The 18,044-nt window shown below is 68.1% G+C and carries 19 protein-coding genes; 12 read left to right on the forward strand and 7 right to left on the reverse strand.

The window, feature by feature from the left end; all coding sequences use genetic code 11:
• Window positions 1-104: 104 nt before the first annotated feature.
• Window positions 105-1,187 (forward strand): AI-2E family transporter, encoded by a 1,083-nt coding sequence (locus KPB06_RS04665; RefSeq protein ID WP_059575670.1) that lies wholly within the window; start codon window positions 105-107, stop codon window positions 1,185-1,187.
• Window positions 1,188-1,280: 93 nt separating this feature from the next.
• Here the strand turns inward: KPB06_RS04665 and purU are convergent, their stop codons facing one another.
• The 5 genes from purU to KPB06_RS04690 all read right to left on the reverse strand — a co-directional run bounded on the left by purU (window position 1,281) and on the right by KPB06_RS04690 (window position 6,447).
• Window positions 1,281-2,165, reverse strand: a complete 885-nt coding sequence (gene purU, locus KPB06_RS04670) for a formyltetrahydrofolate deformylase (protein WP_059575690.1) — start codon at window positions 2,163-2,165, stop codon at window positions 1,281-1,283.
• A 71-nt stretch (window positions 2,166-2,236) separates the two neighbouring features.
• On the reverse strand, window positions 2,237-3,100 hold the full coding sequence (locus KPB06_RS04675; protein ID WP_089465295.1) for an NUDIX hydrolase: 864 nt from the start codon (window positions 3,098-3,100) through the stop codon (window positions 2,237-2,239).
• A gap of 5 nt (window positions 3,101-3,105) precedes the next feature.
• Window positions 3,106-3,720, reverse strand: coding sequence for a LysE family translocator (locus KPB06_RS04680; RefSeq protein WP_059575668.1), 615 nt, complete (start codon window positions 3,718-3,720; stop codon window positions 3,106-3,108).
• Between the two features lie 76 nt (window positions 3,721-3,796).
• Window positions 3,797-4,363: an adenine phosphoribosyltransferase gene (locus tag KPB06_RS04685; RefSeq protein ID WP_059575666.1), complete on the reverse strand. Its 567-nt coding sequence runs from the start codon at window positions 4,361-4,363 to the stop codon at window positions 3,797-3,799.
• Window positions 4,364-4,440: 77 nt separating this feature from the next.
• Window positions 4,441-6,447 carry a monovalent cation:proton antiporter family protein gene (locus KPB06_RS04690; protein ID WP_059642787.1) on the reverse strand — a complete coding sequence of 669 codons (2,007 nt, stop codon included), beginning with the start codon at window positions 6,445-6,447 and terminating at the stop codon, window positions 4,441-4,443.
• Between the two features lie 125 nt (window positions 6,448-6,572).
• Between KPB06_RS04690 and kdsD the strand changes: the two genes are divergently transcribed.
• The 11 genes from kdsD (at window position 6,573) to KPB06_RS04745 (ending at window position 15,817) form a co-directional block, all read left to right on the forward strand.
• Entirely contained in the window at window positions 6,573-7,556 is a 984-nt protein-coding gene (gene kdsD / locus KPB06_RS04695) for an arabinose 5-phosphate isomerase KdsD (RefSeq protein ID WP_059575664.1), read from the forward strand.
• Window positions 7,556-8,092 carry a KdsC family phosphatase gene (locus KPB06_RS04700; RefSeq protein ID WP_059575662.1) on the forward strand — a complete coding sequence of 179 codons (537 nt, stop codon included), beginning with the start codon at window positions 7,556-7,558 and terminating at the stop codon, window positions 8,090-8,092. The genes kdsD and KPB06_RS04700 overlap by 1 nt, the downstream gene beginning before the upstream one ends.
• 3 nt (window positions 8,093-8,095) lie before the next feature.
• Window positions 8,096-8,710 carry an LPS export ABC transporter periplasmic protein LptC gene (gene lptC, locus KPB06_RS04705; RefSeq protein ID WP_059506659.1) on the forward strand — a complete coding sequence of 205 codons (615 nt, stop codon included), beginning with the start codon at window positions 8,096-8,098 and terminating at the stop codon, window positions 8,708-8,710.
• A 20-nt stretch (window positions 8,711-8,730) separates the two neighbouring features.
• Complete coding sequence (gene lptA, locus KPB06_RS04710; RefSeq protein ID WP_059575661.1) at window positions 8,731-9,396, forward strand: lipopolysaccharide transport periplasmic protein LptA; 666 nt, start codon at window positions 8,731-8,733, stop codon at window positions 9,394-9,396.
• Entirely contained in the window at window positions 9,393-10,169 is a 777-nt protein-coding gene (gene lptB / locus KPB06_RS04715) for an LPS export ABC transporter ATP-binding protein (protein WP_059575659.1), read from the forward strand. Before lptA ends, lptB begins: the two co-directional genes overlap by 4 nt.
• Window positions 10,170-10,341: 172 nt before the next feature.
• Window positions 10,342-11,847, forward strand: coding sequence for an RNA polymerase factor sigma-54 (locus tag KPB06_RS04720; RefSeq protein ID WP_059642617.1), 1,506 nt, complete (start codon window positions 10,342-10,344; stop codon window positions 11,845-11,847).
• A 159-nt stretch (window positions 11,848-12,006) separates the two neighbouring features.
• Window positions 12,007-12,366 carry a ribosome hibernation-promoting factor, HPF/YfiA family gene (gene hpf / locus KPB06_RS04725; protein ID WP_006477786.1) on the forward strand — a complete coding sequence of 120 codons (360 nt, stop codon included), beginning with the start codon at window positions 12,007-12,009 and terminating at the stop codon, window positions 12,364-12,366.
• Between the two features lie 194 nt (window positions 12,367-12,560).
• Window positions 12,561-13,073, forward strand: a complete 513-nt coding sequence (locus tag KPB06_RS04730; protein ID WP_179231743.1) for a PTS sugar transporter subunit IIA — start codon at window positions 12,561-12,563, stop codon at window positions 13,071-13,073.
• Between the two features lie 129 nt (window positions 13,074-13,202).
• On the forward strand, window positions 13,203-14,171 hold the full coding sequence (hprK, locus tag KPB06_RS04735; protein ID WP_006483133.1) for an HPr(Ser) kinase/phosphatase: 969 nt from the start codon (window positions 13,203-13,205) through the stop codon (window positions 14,169-14,171).
• A gap of 74 nt (window positions 14,172-14,245) precedes the next feature.
• On the forward strand, window positions 14,246-15,154 hold the full coding sequence (gene rapZ / locus KPB06_RS04740; protein ID WP_059642620.1) for an RNase adapter RapZ: 909 nt from the start codon (window positions 14,246-14,248) through the stop codon (window positions 15,152-15,154).
• Window positions 15,155-15,181: 27 nt separating this feature from the next.
• Window positions 15,182-15,817, forward strand: coding sequence for an LON peptidase substrate-binding domain-containing protein (locus KPB06_RS04745; RefSeq protein ID WP_011546241.1), 636 nt, complete (start codon window positions 15,182-15,184; stop codon window positions 15,815-15,817).
• Between the two features lie 113 nt (window positions 15,818-15,930).
• Here KPB06_RS04745 and mutY read toward each other — a convergent pair whose 3' ends face one another.
• Together mutY and mutM are read right to left on the reverse strand one after the other, a co-directional pair.
• Entirely contained in the window at window positions 15,931-17,037 is a 1,107-nt protein-coding gene (gene mutY / locus KPB06_RS04750) for an A/G-specific adenine glycosylase (protein ID WP_059642623.1), read from the reverse strand.
• A gap of 24 nt (window positions 17,038-17,061) precedes the next feature.
• Entirely contained in the window at window positions 17,062-17,889 is an 828-nt protein-coding gene (mutM, locus tag KPB06_RS04755; protein ID WP_059575651.1) for a bifunctional DNA-formamidopyrimidine glycosylase/DNA-(apurinic or apyrimidinic site) lyase, read from the reverse strand.
• Window positions 17,890-18,044 lie beyond the last annotated feature (155 nt).

The raw sequence follows: 18,044 nt of genomic DNA on the forward strand, positions 1-18,044 counted from the left end.
TACGGTCGTAAGGTTCGCCATCCGCACCAATCCGGTGCGGCGCCGGGCGGCCCGCGCTCTGCCGCGCGCTCCGCGGCACGACACACGGACGACAGGAATCCACGATGGAGAAGCAACAAGAGTCGCGCGACACGCAGAACCGCGAGCCGCACCTGCGCAGCGTGCGGCTGACCAGCGACTTGAGCCTGCCGAAACTGTCGGCACTCGAGATCGGCAGCTATCTCTTCGCGCTCGTCATGATGTGGCTCGTCCTCGAGCTGCGGCTGCTCGGCGGGATGCTGGCCGGCCTGCTCGTCTATCAGCTGATCCACACGATCGCGCCCGTGATCGAACGCCATACCACCAGCATGCGCGCGCGCTGGGTCGCCGTCGTGCTGCTGTCGATCGCGATCGTCGGCGCGCTCACCGGCCTGACGCTCGGCATCATCGAGCATTTCGAGCACACGGTGCCGAACCTGCAGAGCCTGCTCGGCCAGCTGATGCAGATCGTCGAGCAAACCCGCGCGCGCACGCCGGCCTGGATCGCGAACCTGCTGCCCGTCGACGTCGAACAGATGAAGACGAAGGCGGCCGTGCTGATGCATTCGCACATGGACCAGCTCCAGCAAAGCGGCAAGAGCGTCGCGCGCGGCTTCGGCCACGTGCTGTTCGGGATGATCATCGGCGCGATGATCGCGATCGGCGTCGAGCAGGGCAAGGTGCGCCGGCCGCTGTCGACCGCGCTCGTCACGCGCGTGTCGCGCTTCGCCGATGCGTTCCGCCGGATCGTGTTCGCGCAGATCAAGATCTCGGCGATCAATGCGGCCTTCACCGGCATCTACCTGCTCGTCGCGCTGCCGATCTTCCACCAGCGGCTGCCGCTGTCGAAAACCCTCGTGCTCATCACGTTCATCGTCGGCCTGCTGCCGGTGATCGGCAATCTGATCTCGAACACGCTGATCGTCGCGGTGTCGCTGTCGGTCAGCATGGGCACCGCGATCGCATCGCTCGCGTTTCTCGTGGTCATCCACAAGCTCGAATACTTCCTGAACGCGAAGATCATCGGCGGCCAGATCGAGTCGCGCGCGTGGGAGCTGCTGCTTGCGATGCTGATCATGGAAGCCGCGTTCGGGCTGCCGGGCGTGATCGCCGCACCGATCTTCTATGCGTACCTGAAACGCGAGCTGTACCTGCTGCGGCTGATCTGACGCCGCCCGCTCGCCAACGGCAAACGAAAACGCCGCGCCCCGTGAAGGGCGCGGCGTTTTCGCTTGTGGAGCCAGCCTTCCGCGACCGACGGATCAGCGGAACACGACCGTCTTCGTCCCGTTCAGCACGATCCGGTGCTCGACGTGCCACTTCACCGCCCGCGCGAGCGTCACGCATTCGACGTCGCGGCCGATCGCGGTCAGCTGGTCGGGCGTCATGCTGTGGTCGACGCGCTCGACTTCCTGCTCGATGATCGGGCCTTCGTCGAGATCGGTCGTCACGTAGTGCGCGGTCGCGCCGATCAGCTTCACGCCGCGGTCGAATGCCTGGTAGTAAGGCTTCGCGCCCTTGAAGCTCGGCAGGAACGAATGGTGGATGTTGATCGCGCGCCCGGCGAGCTGCTCGCACATGTTCGGCGACAGGATCTGCATGTAGCGCGCGAGCACGACGAGATCGGCCTGGTGCTCGTCGATCACTTCCAGCACGCGTGCTTCCTGCGCGGCCTTCGCGGCATCGGACGAACCGCCGACGAGCGGGAAGTGATGGAACGGAATGTTGTAGCTCGCGGCGAGCTGGTAGAACTCCTTGTGGTTCGACACGATCGCCGGGATCTCGATCGGCAACTGGCCGGTGCGATAGCGGAACAGCAGGTCGTTCAGGCAGTGGCCGATCTTCGACACCATGATCACGACGCGCGGCTTCACGGCCGCATCGTGCAGCTCCCAGCGCATCGAGAACTGCTCGGCGAGCGGCGCGAATTCGTTGCGAAGCGTGTCGAGCGCCGACGCGGCATCCACGCCGCCGCCGTCCTGCTCGAAGTGCACGCGCATGAAGAACTCGCCGGTGCGGCTGTCGCCGAACTGCGCGGAATCGAGGATGTTGTTGCTGCGCTCGAACAGGAAGCCCGAGACCGCATGGACGATGCCGTGCCGGTCGGGGCACGACAGTTTCAAGATAAAGCTGTGATCGGTCGGCATGACCGCGACTCCCATTGTTTCCGTATTCGTCAAATTGCCCGTTCGCGCCGCCAGGCCGCGCGCGGCGCGCGTCATGCGCCCGGCACGAACAGCGCGTCGATGCCGGCCGCGTCGGCCGCCGCAAGCCAGCGGTGGCGCAGCAGCGTGTCGAGCGTCGCGAGGCTCGCATCCATCGTCGCGCGGCCTTCGCGCAGCCAGCCGATCACCTCGGGCACGCCGGCCAGCAGGTGCTCGGCCACTTCGCCGTCCTGGTTGCGCGGCGCGAAGTCGTGCGGCAGCGGCAGGTCGTACACGAAGATCAGCTCCGACTGCGTGCCTTCCGGCAGCGAGTTCAGCACCTGCACCGTGCGGCCCGCGATCGCGCGCGCCGCCAGGTCGACCGGAATGCCGGCTTCTTCCCAGCACTCCTTCGCGAGCGTCTCGTGAACGCCCAGCCCCCAGCCGATCCCGCCCGCGACGACGTTGTCGAGCATGCCGGGGTCGGTGGCCTTGGTCTCGCTGCGGCGGCCGAGCCACATCTTCGGCGCGGCCGCGGCGGGCTCGCCGGGCGTAACCGCATATTCTACGATGCCGTTCACGTGCACCGCATAGGTCTGCGTGCCGAAGAAGCGCGACGCCGCGCGCTCGATGTACGCGAGCGGCGGATCGTCGAAGCGGTTGCGGATCGCGTAGATCTCGTCGCGCCAGCCGGGAATCGCGCCTTCCGCCGCGAGCGCGCCGATCGCGCCGGCCAGCGCCATGCTGCGCGCATCGACCGAATCGTAGCGCGCCGACAGCACGACGCGCTCGCCGGTCAGCTCGAACACGTCGGGCCAGCGCGCGAGCTTCGCGACGTCCTGGCGGCGCACCCAGCCCACCGCCTGGCCGGCGATCTCGAAACGCAGGTGCGCGGCCGGATCGAAGCGGCGCGCGGCCGCGATGCACGGAAACGTCATCGCGCTCAATCCTTCAGCGCGACGCGGATGCCGATCGCGATGAACGTCGCGCCGGCGATCCGGTCGAGCCACACGCCGGCCTTCGGGCGGCGCTTCAGCCATGCGCCGATCATGCCCGCGCCGACGCCGAACAGCGAGAAGACCGCGGCCGTCTGCAGCATGAACAGCGCGCCGAGCTCGAACATCTGCAGCGTCACGCCCTGCGCGCCGTGCGGATCGACGAACTGCGGCAGGAACACGACGAAGAACAGCGTGACCTTCGGGTTCATCAGGTTGCCGATCACGCTCTGCCGGAAGATCGTGCCGAGCGGCTGCGGCGGGCGCGCATGCGCGTTCGCGAGGCCCTGGCTGCGCAGCGCCTTGATGCCGATCCACACGAGGTACGCGGCGCCCGCGAGCTTCAGGATCTGGAACGCGACCGGCGACGAACGCAGCACGGCCGCGACGCCGAGCGCCGCGAGCGTCGTGTGGAACAGGATCCCCGCCGTGAAGCCGAGCGCGGCGACGAAGCCGGCCGCGCGGCCCTGCGAGATGCCGCGTGCGAGCACCTGCAGGTTGTCGGGACCCGGCGCGAACGTGATCGCGATCGACGTGGCGAGAAACAGCATGAAGTTGGGCATCGTGAACCTCGCTGCGGAAGGTGAACCAGGCGCGAACCAGCGCAAACCGGGGCGGCGGGCCCCGACGGACCGGCGTTCAGTGGCCGGAGAATTCGGTAACGGTATAGACGGGCAACCCGGCGTTGCGCAGCAGCGCCGAGCCGCCGAGATCGGGCAGATCGATGATCGACGCACCTTCGACGACCACCGCGCCGAGCCGCTGCAGCAGGTTGCGTCCCGCCATCATCGTGCCGCCGGTCGCGATCAGGTCGTCCATGATGATCACGCGGTCGCCGGGGCGGCACGCATCTTCGTGGATCTCGACCGTCGCGCTGCCGTATTCGAGATCGTACGATTCCGAACGCGTCTTGTACGGCAGCTTGCCGACCTTGCGGATCGGCACGAAACCGACGCTCAGCTCGTACGCGACGATCGGCGCGATGATGAAGCCGCGCGCGTCGAGGCCCGCGACGTAGTCGAGCTTCGCGTCGACATAGCGTTCGACGAACAGGTCGACGAGGATGCGCAGCGCCTTCGGGCTCTGCAGCAGCGTCGTGATGTCGCGGAACTGCACACCCGGCTGCGGCCAGTCCGGCACCGTGCGGATCTGGCTGTGGATGAAGGCGACCGGATCGAGCGGTGCGCCCGGCGACGAATGCGGCATGAAACTCTCCGAAAAAAACGGTGCGCGAAGATCGGGCACCGTTTCTGATCAATACGGGTCAGGTTGCGAATCGCGGCTCACGCAGCCGCGGCCGGCGGATCGCGCCGATGGCGCGACAACCGCTCCTCCGCGAGCGCGAGCGCCTCGGGCAGCCCGCGCAGCACCACGATGTCGCTCGCGCGCAGCTTGGTCTGCGGATCGGGTTCGACGCCGCGGATGCCGTGGCGGCGGATCGCCGTGACCTCGAGCCCGAGCGCGTACAGCCCGAGTTCTTCCAGCGACCGCCCGACCGCGTCCGCGCGCGCATCGACCGGCACCGATTGTAGCCGCACCTGCTCGTGATCGTCGTCGTCCGCGTCATCGGCGCCGCGGAAATAGCCGCGCAGCAGGCTGTAGCGCTCGTCGCGCATCTCCTCGACGCGCCGCACGACCTTGCGCATCGGCACGCCGACCAGCACCAGCGTGTGCGACGCGAGCATCAGGCTGCCCTCGACGATCTCCGGAATCACCTCGGTCGCGCCGGCCGCCAGCAGCTTTTCGAGATCGGCATCGTCGACGGTGCGCACGATCGCCGGCAGCGTCGGCTCCAGCTCGTGCACGTGATGCAGCACGCGCAGCGCGGACGGCGTGTTCGCGTAGGTGATCGCGACGGCCGCCGCCCGGTGGATACCGGCCGCGACCAGCGACTCGCGGCGCGCGGCGTCGCCGAACACGACCGATTCGCCGGCCGTCGCGGCCGCGCTCACGCGATCGGGGTCGAGGTCGAGCGCGACGTACGAAATGCCTTCCTGCTCGAGCATGCGCGCGAGGTTCTGCCCGGCGCGGCCGTAGCCGCAGATGATCACGTGGCCGCGCTGCTTGAGGCTTTGCGTCGCGATCCGCGTCATCTGCAGCGACTGCTGCATCCATTCGGTCGACGACAGCCGCATCACGATGCGGTCGGCGTTCTGGATCAGGAACGGCGCGGCGAGCATCGACAGCAGCATCGACGCGAGGATCGCCTGCAGCAGCGTCGAGTCGACGAGATGCCGGTCGAGAATCAGGTTCAGCAGCACGAAGCCGAATTCGCCGGCCTGCGCGAGGCCGATGCCCGTGCGCATCGCGACGCCCGGCGTCGCGCCGAACAGCCGCGCGAGCCCGGCGATCATCGTCGCCTTGAACAGGATCTGCCCGACGAAGAAGCCGAGCACGATCAACGGATGCTCCCAGATCACGCGTGGATCGAGCAGCATCCCCGTCGTCACGAAGAACAGCCCGAGCAGCACGTCGCGAAACGGCTTGATGTCCTCCTCCACCTGATGGCGGAACGGCGTCTCGGAAATGAGCATCCCGGCGATGAACGCGCCGAGCGCGAGCGACAGCCCGAAGCGGTCGGTGATGAACGCCGCGCCGAGCGTGACGAGCAGCAGGTTCAGCACGAACAGCTCCTGCGAGCGGCGCCGCGCGACCACGTTGAGCCAGCGCGTCATGAAGCGCTGGCCGATGACCAGCAGCAGCGCGAGCGCGATCACGATCTTGACCGCCGCGAAGCCGAGCGTGAGCGCGAGATCCTTCGACGATTCGGCGCCGAACGCGGCGATCACGATCAGCAGCGGCACGACCGCGAGATCCTGGAACAGCAGCACGCCGAAGATGTTGCGGCCGTGCTCCGTCTCGATCTCGAGCCGCTCGGCGAGCATCTTCGACACGATCGCCGTCGACGACATCGCGAGCGCGCCGCCGAGCGCGATGCTGCCCTGCCACGTGATGTGCACCCAGTGCTCGAACAGCGCGCCGAGCACGAGCGCGAGCAGGAGGGTCGCGACGACCTGCAGCAGGCCGAGCCCGAACACGAGCCGCTGCATCGCCCTCAGCTTCGCCAGCGAGAATTCGAGGCCGATCGAGAACATCAGGAACACCACGCCGAACTCCGCGAGGTGCTCGGCCCGTTCGAGATCCGCCGCGACGCCGAATGCGTGCGGGCCGACCAGGATGCCGACGGTCAGGTAGCCGAGCATCGGCGGCAGGTTCAACGAGCGGAATACGACGACGCCCACCACCGAGGCCAGCAGCAGCAGCAGGGTCATTTCGAGCGGGGAAATCACGGGCGAAGCGTCCTCGTTCGTCGGGGCCACGGCAATGCGGGCGCGGGTGGTGGCGGTGGACACGCGACATCGGACGAGTCCGAAGGCGCGGCGCGGCGAACAAACGCCTTTGCTATACTCCGCGCATGATAGCGAAAATCAATGATGACCGGGCGCTCGCGCTCGCCCGCGACGTGCTCGACATCGAGGCGGACGCCGTGCGCGCGCTGCGCGACCAGCTCGACGGCGGCTTCGTCCAGGCCGTGGCGCTGCTGCTCGGCTGCCGCGGCCGCGTCGTGGTCTCGGGCATCGGCAAATCGGGGCATATCGCCCGCAAGATCGCGGCCACGCTGGCCAGCACCGGCACGCCGGCCTTCTTCGTCCACCCTGCCGAGGCCAGCCACGGCGACCTCGGGATGGTCACCTCCGACGACGTCTTCATCGGCATCTCCTATTCCGGCGAATCGGAAGAACTCGTCGCGATCCTGCCGCTCGTGAAGCGGATCGGCGCGAAGCTGATCGCGATCACGGGCCGCGCGGAGTCGAGCCTCGGCACGCTCGCCGACGTGAACCTGAACGCCGCGGTCTCGAAGGAAGCGTGCCCGCTGAACCTCGCGCCCACCGCGAGCACGACCGCCGCGCTCGCGCTCGGCGACGCGCTCGCCGTCGCCGTGCTCGACGCGCGCGGCTTCGGCTCGGAAGATTTCGCGCGCTCGCATCCGGGCGGCGCGCTCGGCCGGCGCCTGCTCACCTACGTGCGCGACGTGATGCGCTCGGGCGACGACGTCCCGGCCGTCGGGCTCGACGCGACGCTATCGGACGCGCTGTTCCAGATCACCGCGAAGCGCCTCGGCATGACGGCCGTGGTCGACGCCGACGGCAAGGTCGCCGGCATCTTCACGGACGGCGACCTGCGCCGCGTGCTCGCGCGCGACGGCGATTTCCGCACGCTGCCGATCACCGAAGTCATGACGCGCGAGCCGCGCACGATCGCGCCGGATCACCTGGCGGTCGAGGCCGTTGAACTGATGGAGCGCCACCGGATCAACCAGATGCTGGTCGTCGATGCCGACGGCGCGCTGATCGGCGCGCTGAACATGCACGACCTGTTTTCGAAGAAGGTGATCTGATGAGCGCAGCGCTGACTGCGGCCGAACGCGCGAGCCGCGTGAAGCTGATGATTTTCGACGTCGACGGCGTACTGACCGACGGCGGCCTGCTGTTTACCGCGGCCGGCGACACGATGAAGTCGTTCAATTCGCTCGACGGCCACGGCGTGAAGCTGCTCGGCGAAGCCGGCATCGCGACCGCGATCATCACGGGCCGCCGCTCGGACATCGTCGCGGCGCGCGCGAAGGAAATGAAGATCGCGCACCTGTTCCAGGGCGTCGAGAACAAGCTCGCCGTGTTCGCCGACCTGATCGCATCGCTCGGCCTGACGGCCGACGCATGCGGCTACATGGGCGACGACTGGCCCGACCTGCCGGTGATGCTGCGCTGCGGCTTCGCCGCGGCCCCCGCGAACGCGCACCCCGAGGTGATCGCCCGCGCGCACTGGGTCGCCGAGGCCCGTGGCGGCCACGGCGCGGTGCGCGAAGTCTGCGACGCGGTCCTGCGCGCGCAGCGCCGCTACGACGCGCTGCTCGCCGCCGCCTGCGGAGCCTGACCGATGAGCACGCATTTCCGCTGGACCCAGATGCTGCCGCTCGCCGCGGTCGCCGCGCTCGCGGGCGTCACGTGGTGGCTGCTGCAGGCCACGCTGCCGCCGCCCGGCGAGGGCGCCGCGCAGCCGAAGCGCCACACGCCCGACTATTTCGCGGACAACTTCTCGGTCACCGAGCTCGACCAGTCCGGCACGACCCAGTACCGGCTGACGGCCGCGAAGCTGGTCCATTACGAAGATACCGAAAGCAGCGACCTGACCGATCCGGCCATGCGCGCGTTCCAGCCCGGCAAGCCGGTCGTGACGACCACCGCGAAGCGCGGCACCGTCAACGGCGACGTGTCGATCGTCGACTTGTACGACGACGCGCGCATCCTGCGCGCGGCCGGCGGCGGCGATCCGCAGATGCAGGCCGATTCCCAGCATTTCCGGATCTTCGTCAATGACGATGTGATCCAGACCGAAAAGCCGGTTAAACTTCAGCGCGGCCTGTCGCTCGTCAACGCGACCGACGGCATGAAGTACAACAACGTCACCCGGGTCATCGAGCTTTACGGCAACGTGCGCGGCACGATCGCCGCGGCGGACACGTCCGGCGGCTCGAAAGGTCAACCCAAGTGACGCATCCCTCACGTGACTGCATGAACGAACCGTTCCCTCGACAGATTTCCGGCGGCGCTGCGCGCGCCGTCCGCGCCGCGCTCGCCGCGACGCTCGTGGCGCTCCCGCTCGTCGGGCTGGCGCCGCTCGCCCGTGCCGAGAAGGCCGACCAGAACAAGCCGATCAACGTCGAGGCCGACAACCTGACCTATGACGATCTGAAGCAGGTCACGGTCGCGACCGGCAACGTCGTGATCACGAAGGGCACGATCATCATCAAGGGCGATCGCGTCGAAGTGCGCCAGGACCCGGAAGGCTATCAGTACGCGACGTCGTTCGGCAGCGGCAAGAAGCACGCGACGTTCCGCCAGAAGCGCGAAGGCCTCGACGAGTACATCGACGGCGACGCCGAACGCATCGACTACGACGGCAAGCAGGACCTGACCACGCTGACCACCGCCGCGACCGTGCGCCGCCTGCAGGGCACGTCGACGGTCGCCGACACCGTGCACGGCAGCGTGATCACGTACGACGGCCAGCGCGACTTCTACACCGCGAAGGGCGGCAAGGACGTCGCCGCGCCGGGCAACCCGAACGGCCGCGTGCGCGCGATGCTGTCGCCGAAGAACGGCGGCCCCGCGCCGCTGAACGGGGCGCCGGCCAAGCTGTCGCCGTCGACCACGATCCAGGGAGCGCCGGGCCAATGAACGCGCTCCCCAACCGCCAGCCGGCCGGCACCACGAGCTCGCTCGTCGTCCGCAACCTGAAGAAGCGCTACGGCTCGCGCACGGTCGTCAAGGACGTGTCGCTCGACGTGAAGAGCGGCGAGGTCGTCGGCCTGCTCGGCCCGAACGGCGCCGGCAAGACCACGTCGTTCTACATGATCGTCGGCCTCGTGCCGACGGACGCGGGCGAAATCTCGCTGAACGGCAGCTCGATCGGCCTGCTGCCGATCCACAAGCGCGCGTCGCTCGGCCTGTCGTACCTGCCGCAGGAAGCGTCCGTGTTCCGCAAGCTGACCGTCGAGGAAAACATCCGCGCGGTGCTCGAGCTGCAGCACGGCGAAGACGGCAAGCGGCTGTCGAAGGATGCGATCTCGGCGCGCACCGAAGCGCTGCTCGACGAGCTGCAGATCGGCCACCTGCGCGAGAACCCCGCGCTGTCGCTGTCGGGCGGCGAACGGCGCCGCGTCGAAATCGCGCGCGCGCTCGCGACCAACCCGAGCTTCATCCTGCTCGACGAACCGTTCGCCGGCGTCGACCCGATCGCCGTGCTCGAGATCCAGAAGATCGTCAAGTTCCTGAAACAGCGCAACATCGGCGTGCTGATCACGGACCACAACGTCCGCGAAACGCTCGGCATCTGCGACCACGCTTACATCATCAGCGACGGTTCGGTGCTGGCCGCCGGCGCGCCGAGCGAAATCATCGAAAACGAAAGCGTGCGCCGCGTGTACCTCGGCGAGCACTTCCGCATGTAACGTCCTCCTCGTGGCTGGCTGCACCCCGCCCGGCAGCGCCGCGCGGGGCTGCGCCCCGCTTTGCATCCACGCCCGCGGGCATGCCCGCGGCCGGGCGGCGCGCCACGCGTAATCGCGGATGGCTCAACGCGCCTGGGTCGTGGCAAACTGCCGGTATGACTCCCTCCTTGCCATGAAAGCCAGCCTTCAACTCCGCCTGTCGCAACATCTTGCGCTGACGCCCCAGCTGCAGCAGTCGATCCGGCTCCTGCAGTTGTCGACGCTCGAATTGCAGCAGGAAGTCGCGATGGCCGTCGCGCAGAACCCGCTGCTCGAGAACGACGACGAATGGATCGCGAGCCCGCTGCGCGTCGCCGCGGACGGATCGCTGATCGCGCAGACGCCACCCGCATCGAACACCGAACCCGCCGCGGCCAACGGCACCAGTACGTCCAGCGATCGCGCGGAACGCGACGAGCCGGCAGGCGCCGACGAATACGACGGCTATGCGTCCGGCGACGGCAGCGACGGCCCGCAGTGGAATCTCGACGAATACGGCCGCTCGAGCGGCGCGTCCGACGACGACGATCTGCCGCCGCTGCAGGTGCAGGAAGCCGCGACGTCGCTGCGCGACCACCTGTCCGCGCAGTTGCGCGTCACGCAGGCCGGCCCGCGCGATCGCGCGCTCGTGATGTTCCTGATCGAATCGCTCGACGACGACGGCTATCTGACCGCCACGCTCGACGAAGTGCTCGCCGATCTGCCGCCCGAGCTGGAAATCGACTGCGACGAACTGAACGCGGCGCTCGCGCTGCTGCACAGCTTCGACCCGGCCGGCGTCGGCGCGCGCTCGGCCTCCGAATGCCTGAAGCTGCAGTTGCTGCGTCTCGATCCGTCCCCCACGCGCACGCTCGCGCTCGAGATCGTGTCGCAGCATCTCGAACTGCTCGCCGCGCGCGACTTCACACGGTTGCGCAAGCACCTGAAGGCGACCGACGACGCGCTGCGCGACGCGCACGCGCTGATCCGCTCGCTGGAGCCGTTCCCCGGCGCCGCATACGGGAAGGCCGAGGCCGACTACGTCGTGCCCGACATCATCGTGAAGAAGGCCGGCCAGGGCTGGCTCGCGGAGCTCAATCCGGAGGTCGTGCCGCGCCTGCGGATCAACAACCTGTACGCGAACATCCTGCGCAACAGCCGCGGCGACCCGTCGGCCGGATCGTTGAAACAGCAGCTCCAGGAAGCGCGCTGGCTGATCAAGAACATCCAGCAGCGTTTCGACACGATCCTGCGTGTCGCTCAGGCTATTGTCGAGCGTCAGAAGAATTTCTTCGCGCACGGTGAAATTGCCATGCGCCCCTTGGTTTTGCGGGAAATAGCTGATACGCTGGGCCTACACGAGTCGACTGTCAGCCGTGTGACAACCGGGAAGTACATGCTGACCCCGTTCGGGACGCTTGAATTTAAGTACTTCTTCGGATCTCACGTCTCGACCGACACCGGTGGCGCCGCCTCGTCGACCGCCATCCGAGCCCTCATCAAGCAACTGATAGGAGCTGAAGACCCAAAATCGCCACTTTCGGACAGCCGCATTGCCGAGCTGCTGGCAGAACAGGGTTTCGTGGTCGCGCGCCGCACGGTTGCGAAATATCGCGAAGCCCTCAAGATCCCGGCAGTGAATCTGCGCAAGTCTCTTTAAGCCTGCTGCCTGCCCGGCGGCAGGCGTGTCCCGACCACCGCGCACACGGGGAACAGGCCGGGCGACCTGTCCGCGATACGCCGCCTTCGTGCGGCACGGGCAAGTCGACCGGAGCGCCGCCTCGATGCGGCCGGGTGGTCACTCGCTTGGAGAAGCACTATGAACCTGAAGATCAGTGGACATCATCTCGAAGTCACGCCTGCAATTCGCGAATACGTGATCACCAAGCTGGACCGGGTGCTACGGCATAGCGATCAGGTGATCGATGGCACTGTGATCCTCTCGGTCGACAACCACAAGGAAAAGGACAAGCAGCAGCGCGCGGAAATCAACCTGCACCTGAAGGGCAAGGACATCTTCGTCGAAAGCGCGAACGGCAACCTGTACGCCGCGATCGATCTGCTGATCGACAAGCTGGATCGCCAGGTCGTCAAGCACATGGAGCGCCTGCAAACGCACGCGCACGACCCAATCAAGCTTCAACCGTCGATCGACCAGATCGAACTGCCGCCGCAGTAATCGTCACCGCAACACGCACGCCGCCCGGTTCGCCGGGCGTTTTTTTTGCCACTCCGAGCGCAGGTGCAACCGGTCCGACCGTGCTGCGCCACGCGCGCGGCTGTGCTCTATAATGTCCCGGTTATCGCCGGGGGGTGTTGGATGCGGTAGCGGCGTTGCAGGTTGCCATGCCACATGCCTTGATATCGCCGAACATGGAAAATCAGTCCGCCGCCGCAAGGAGACCCCAGGCCGCCCAATCGCCTGCCAACATGAATCGCCTAGCCAAAATCCTGCCCATAGAGAACGTCGTCATCGACCTCTCGGTCACCAGCAAGAAACGCGTCTTCGAACAAGCCGGGCTGATGTTCGAGAATCAGAACGGCATCGGCCGCAGCACCGTCACGGACAACCTGTTCGCGCGCGAGCGCCTCGGTTCGACCGGGCTCGGCGAAGGTGTCGCGATTCCGCACGGCCGCATCAAGGGCCTCAAGCATCCGCTCGCCGCGTTCGTCCGCCTCGCCGATGCGATCCCGTTCGAAGCGCCCGACGGCCAGCCGGTCAGCCTCCTGATCTTCCTGCTCGTCCCCGAGCAAGCCACGCAGCAGCACCTCGAGATCCTGTCGGAGATCGCGCAACTGCTGTCCGATCGCGACGCGCGCGAGCGTCTGCACAACGAAACGGATATCGCCGAGTTGCATCGCCTGCTCACTCAGTGGCAACCTTGAGTTGTTCCGGGCGGAATATTTCCCCGTACGAGGCGGCGCATGCCGCCGTCCAGGGCCGCCCGGCGCCGGCCCGGCATGGCGACGTCCGTCGCCGCGCGCCCGCACCGGCCCATTGGAGTGACGAGAGTCATGGATACGTCCAGCATCAACGCCCAGAGCATCTTCGACGACAACGCAGCCACGCTGAAACTGAGCTGGCTGACGGGGCATGAAGGCTGGGAACGCGGCTTTTCGGCCGACACGGTCGGCAACGCGACATCGAGCGCCGACCTCGTCGGCCACCTGAACCTGATCCACCCGAACCGGATCCAGGTGCTCGGCGAAGCCGAAATCGACTACTACCAGCGCCAGACCGACGAAGACCGCTCGCGCCACATGGCCGAGCTGATCGCGCTCGAGCCGCCGTTCCTCGTCGTCGCCGGCGGCGCGGCGGCGCCGCCCGAACTGGTGCTGCGCTGCACGCGCTCGTCCACGCCGCTGTTCACGACGCCGATGTCGGCCGCCGCGGTGATCGACAGCCTGCGGCTCTACATGTCGCGCATCCTCGCGCCGCGCGCGACGCTGCACGGCGTGTTCCTCGACATCCTCGGGATGGGCGTGCTGCTGACCGGCGATTCGGGCCTCGGCAAGAGCGAGCTCGGCCTCGAGCTGATCAGCCGCGGCCACGGCCTCGTCGCCGACGACGCGGTCGATTTCGTCCGTCTTGGCCCCGATTTCGTTGAAGGGCGCTGCCCGCCGCTGCTGCAGAACCTGCTCGAAGTGCGCGGCCTCGGCCTGCTCGACATCAAGACGATCTTCGGTGAAACCGCGGTGCGGCGGAAAATGAAGCTGAAGCTGATCGTCCAGCTCGTGCGGCGCCCCGACGGCGAATTCCAGCGCCTGCCGCTCGAAAGCCAGACCGTCGACGTGCTCGGCTTGCCGATCAGCAAGGTCACGATCCAGGTCGCGGCCGGCCGCAACCTCGCGGTGCTCGTCGAGGCGGCCGTCCGGAACACGATCCTGCAGTTGCGCGGAATCGACACGTTGCGCGATTTCATGGATCGGCAACGACTCGCGATGCAAGATCCCGACAGTCAGTTCCCCGGCAAACTGGTGTAACCCGCACGCGCCGGCCGCGCAACGCCGACGCGTCGAGCCGGTGCTATGATGAAACGTCAGGATTCTCTGTTCCCATGCGCATCGTCCTCATCACCGGCATCTCCGGCTCAGGCAAGTCCGTCGCGCTGAACGCGCTCGAGGACGCAGGCTATTACTGCGTCGACAACCTGCCGCCGCACGTGCTCCCCGAACTCGCCCGCTACCTTGCGCAGGACGGCCAGCGCCGGCTCGCGGTCGCGATCGACGCGCGCTCGAGCGCGTCGCTCGACGAAATGCCCGGCCTGATCCGCGAGCTGTCCCGCGAGCACGACGTGCGCGTGCTGTTCCTCAACGCGAGCACGCAGGCGCTGATCCAGCGCTTCTCCGAAACGCGCCGCCGCCATCCGCTGTCCGGCTCGCTGTCGCACGACGCGGACGTCGGCCTGCTGTCGTCGCTCGAGGAAGCGATCGAGCGCGAGCGCGAGCTGGTCGCGCCGCTCGCCGAATTCGGCCACCAGGTCGACACCAGCACGCTGCGCGCGAATGTGCTGCGCACCTGGGTCAAGCGCTTCATCGAGCAGAAGAACAACGACCTGATGGTGATGTTCGAATCGTTCGGCTTCAAGCGCGGTGTGCCGCTCGACGCCGACCTGATGTTCGACGTGCGCGCGCTGCCGAATCCGTACTACGACCACGAGTTGCGCCCGCTCACCGGGCTCGACCAGCCGGTCATCGCCTTTCTCGACGCACTGCCGATCGTCCACCAGATGATCGACGACATCCATGCGTTCCTGATGAAATGGCTGCCGCACTTTCGCGATGACAACCGCAGCTACCTGACCGTCGCCATCGGCTGCACGGGCGGCCAGCATCGCTCGGTGTTCATCGCGGAAACGCTCGCCGCGCGCCTGGCGCGCGAGGCGAACGTGATCGTGCGGCATCGTGACGCGCCGGTGGATGTCGACGCGTCGTCGCGGCTCGTCTCCGAGGTCGACCGACCCTAGCGACACCCGCCCCCACGCCCGCGCGCCATGTCCTCCCTATCGACCACCCTGATCGACCTGCCGCTGTTTCCGCTGCACACGGTGCTGTTTCCGGGAGGGCTGCTCCCGCTCAAGGTGTTCGAGGCGCGCTATCTCGACATGTCGCGCGCCTGCCTGCGCGACGACGCACCGTTCGGCGTGTGCCTGCTCAAGAGCGGGCCCGAAGTCGCGCAGGACGGCGCGGTGTCGGTGCCCGAGACCATCGGCTGCATGGCGCGCATCACCGAGTGCGATACCGGCGAATTCGGGATGCTGTATCTGCAGGCGGTCGGCACGCAGCGTTTCGAGCTGCTGTCGTATCGCGTCGAAGGCAACGGGCTGCTGGTCGGCATCGCGGAGCCGCTGCCCGACGACATCCCGCTCGAAGGCGAACAGGCGCTCGCGCAGTTCGGCTCGTGCGCCGAGGTGCTCGAGCGCATCATCGACGCGCTGAAGAAGTCCGATCCGGAGAAAATGCCGTTCGGCGAGCCGTTCCGCCTCGACGATCCGAGCTGGGTATCGAACCGCCTCGCGGAACTGCTGCCGCTCGACCTGCGCGCACGGCAGAAGCTGATGGAGTTTCCGGACGTCGGCGCGCGCATCGACGCCGTGCACCACGTGCTCGACCGGCACGGCTGGCTGTAGCGCCCGCGCCCGCTCCGTCGCGCATCGCGCGTCGCGCCCGCCCGAAAACCTCTCCTGCGCGCGGCCACCCGGCGCCTTCCCGCACGCGGCCCGCGCCGCGCCCTTCCCGTTCGTTACAGCAGCGGCCCGCTCAGCGCGTCGAGCAGCTTGCGCACGGGCGCCGGCACGCCGTACGCGTCGAGCCGGCTCAGCGGCACCCACGCGGTGTCCGCGTCCCGCGCCTGCGACGGCAGGCCGCCGCCGTCCGCCACATCGCTCAGCCGCGGCTCGATCTCGAGCCGGAAATGCGTGAACGTGTGCGTGAGCGGCGCGAGCGGCACCGTGCCGCCGCCGCCGAAGCCGCGCGCGAGATCGGCCAGCGCGGCATCGCCGTCCGCTTGCGGCAGGCTCCACAGCCCGCCCCAGATGCCGGTCGGCGGCCGTCGCTCCAGCAGCACGGCGTCGCCGTCGCGCAGCACGAGCATCCAGGTCTTGCGCGTCGGCACGGCCTTCTTCGGCCGCGCGGCCGGCAGTTCGCGCTGGCGGCCGGTCGATTGCGCGACGCAGTCGCCCGCGAACGGGCAGCGCGCGCAGTCGGGCTTGCCGCGCACGCACAGCGTCGCACCCAGATCCATCAGCCCCTGCGTATACGCGCTCACGTCGGCCGCGTTCGCGGCATCGGGCAGCAGCGATTCGGCGAGCGCCCACATGTCGTTCTCGACACGCTTCTCCCCCGGAAAGCCCTCGACGCCGAATACCCGCGCAAGCACGCGCTTCACGTTGCCGTCGAGGATCGTCGCGCGCGCGCCGTACGCGAACGACGCGATCGCGGCGGCCGTCGAGCGGCCGATGCCCGGCAGTTCGGCCAGCGCGTCGGGCGTCGCCGGAAACGCGCCGCCGTGCTCGGCGACGACGACCTGCGCGCAGCGGTGGAGGTTGCGCGCGCGCGAGTAGTAGCCGAGCCCCGCCCACAGCGCCATCACGTCGTCGCTCGGCGCGGCCGCGAGCGCGGCGACGTCGGGGTAGCGGTCGAGAAAGCGCGTGTAATACGGAATGACGGTCGACACCTGGGTCTGCTGCAGCATGATTTCCGACAGCCAGATCCGGTACGGATCGCGGGTGTTCTGCCACGGCAGGTCATGGCGGCCATGCTCGCGCTGCCACGCGACGAGACGCGTGGCGAACGTGCGATGCAGCGGCGTGACGGGGAACGGAGCGGGGGCGATGCGGGGCGGCTTCAAGTTGTCTGATCGTGGAAAAGGGTTTCAACGCTGGCACGTCGGGCAGAAATAGGTCGACCGCTGGCCCTGCACGATCTGGCGAACCGACGTGCCGCAGACGCGGCACGGCTGGCCCGCACGATCATAGACGAAGCAGTCGAGCTGGAAGTAGCCGCTTTCGCCGTTGCTGCCGACGAAGTCGCGCAACGTGCTGCCGCCGCGCTCGATCGCGTCGGCGAGCGTCGCGCGCACCGCGTCGGCCAGCCGCTCGTAGCGCGCCAGCGAAACCTTGCCGGCGGCCGTCGTCGGCCGGATGCCCGCGCGAAACAGGCTCTCCGACGCATAGATGTTCCCGACGCCGACGACCATGTCGCCCGCGAGCAGCGCCTGCTTGACCGATACCGTGCGGCCGCGCGTGCGCGCGTGCAGCAGCGCGCCGGTGAACGCCGGCGAGAACGGCTCGACGCCGAGGCTCGCGAGGAGCGGATGCGCATGCACGTCGCCTGCTTCGCGCGGGTGCCACAACACGGCGCCGAAACGGCGCGGGTCGCGAAACCGCAGCACGAACTCGTCGAAGATCCAGTCGATGTGGTCGTGCTTCGCGGCGACCGGCACGCCGGCCGCGGGCAGCACACGCAGCGTGCCGGTCATCCCGAGATGGACGATGAACCAGCCGGCATCGACTTCGAACAGCAGGTACTTGCCGCGGCGCTCGACGGCGAGCACCTCGCGCGCGCGCAACTGCTCGGCGAGCCCCGCCGGCACGGGCCAGCGCAGCATCGCGGTACGGACGTCGACACGCTCGACGCGGCGGCCCGCGACAAAGGGCTCGATGCCCCGGCGCGTGACTTCGACTTCTGGCAACTCTGGCATGTTTTGCGGGTCTGAGGCTACGGTCTGCTTGCATGGGGAACGCGCATGCGCCGCCGCGCGAGCGGCCGCTCTCGCGACTCCCCCGAATGAAACACGGGAATGCCCGAAATCGCCCGCCCGGCAGCACGCGAGGCGCGCGATTTCGGGCATTCGCA

It is taken from the genome of Burkholderia semiarida (assembly GCF_029268935.1).
In the GTDB taxonomy this organism is placed as follows: domain Bacteria; phylum Pseudomonadota; class Gammaproteobacteria; order Burkholderiales; family Burkholderiaceae; genus Burkholderia; species Burkholderia semiarida.

Bases quoted from the DNA above. Each gene is read 5' to 3' on its own strand.
- KPB06_RS04665 (WP_059575670.1), top strand. From the start codon at position 105: ATGGAGAAGCAACAAGAGTCGCGCGACACGCAGAACCGCGAGCCGCAC.
- purU (WP_059575690.1), bottom strand. From the start codon at position 2,165: ATGCCGACCGATCACAGCTTTATCTTGAAACTGTCGTGCCCCGACCGG.
- KPB06_RS04675 (WP_089465295.1), bottom strand. From the start codon at position 3,100: ATGACGTTTCCGTGCATCGCGGCCGCGCGCCGCTTCGATCCGGCCGCG.
- KPB06_RS04680 (WP_059575668.1), bottom strand. From the start codon at position 3,720: ATGCCCAACTTCATGCTGTTTCTCGCCACGTCGATCGCGATCACGTTC.
- KPB06_RS04685 (WP_059575666.1), bottom strand. From the start codon at position 4,363: ATGCCGCATTCGTCGCCGGGCGCACCGCTCGATCCGGTCGCCTTCATC.
- kdsD (WP_059575664.1), top strand. From the start codon at position 6,573: ATGATAGCGAAAATCAATGATGACCGGGCGCTCGCGCTCGCCCGCGAC.
- KPB06_RS04700 (WP_059575662.1), top strand. From the start codon at position 7,556: ATGAGCGCAGCGCTGACTGCGGCCGAACGCGCGAGCCGCGTGAAGCTG.
- lptC (WP_059506659.1), top strand. From the start codon at position 8,096: ATGAGCACGCATTTCCGCTGGACCCAGATGCTGCCGCTCGCCGCGGTC.
- lptA (WP_059575661.1), top strand. From the start codon at position 8,731: ATGAACGAACCGTTCCCTCGACAGATTTCCGGCGGCGCTGCGCGCGCC.
- lptB (WP_059575659.1), top strand. From the start codon at position 9,393: ATGAACGCGCTCCCCAACCGCCAGCCGGCCGGCACCACGAGCTCGCTC.
- KPB06_RS04720 (WP_059642617.1), top strand. From the start codon at position 10,342: ATGAAAGCCAGCCTTCAACTCCGCCTGTCGCAACATCTTGCGCTGACG.
- hpf (WP_006477786.1), top strand. From the start codon at position 12,007: ATGAACCTGAAGATCAGTGGACATCATCTCGAAGTCACGCCTGCAATT.
- KPB06_RS04730 (WP_179231743.1), top strand. From the start codon at position 12,561: ATGGAAAATCAGTCCGCCGCCGCAAGGAGACCCCAGGCCGCCCAATCG.
- hprK (WP_006483133.1), top strand. From the start codon at position 13,203: ATGGATACGTCCAGCATCAACGCCCAGAGCATCTTCGACGACAACGCA.
- rapZ (WP_059642620.1), top strand. From the start codon at position 14,246: ATGCGCATCGTCCTCATCACCGGCATCTCCGGCTCAGGCAAGTCCGTC.
- KPB06_RS04745 (WP_011546241.1), top strand. From the start codon at position 15,182: ATGTCCTCCCTATCGACCACCCTGATCGACCTGCCGCTGTTTCCGCTG.
- mutM (WP_059575651.1), bottom strand. From the start codon at position 17,889: ATGCCAGAGTTGCCAGAAGTCGAAGTCACGCGCCGGGGCATCGAGCCC.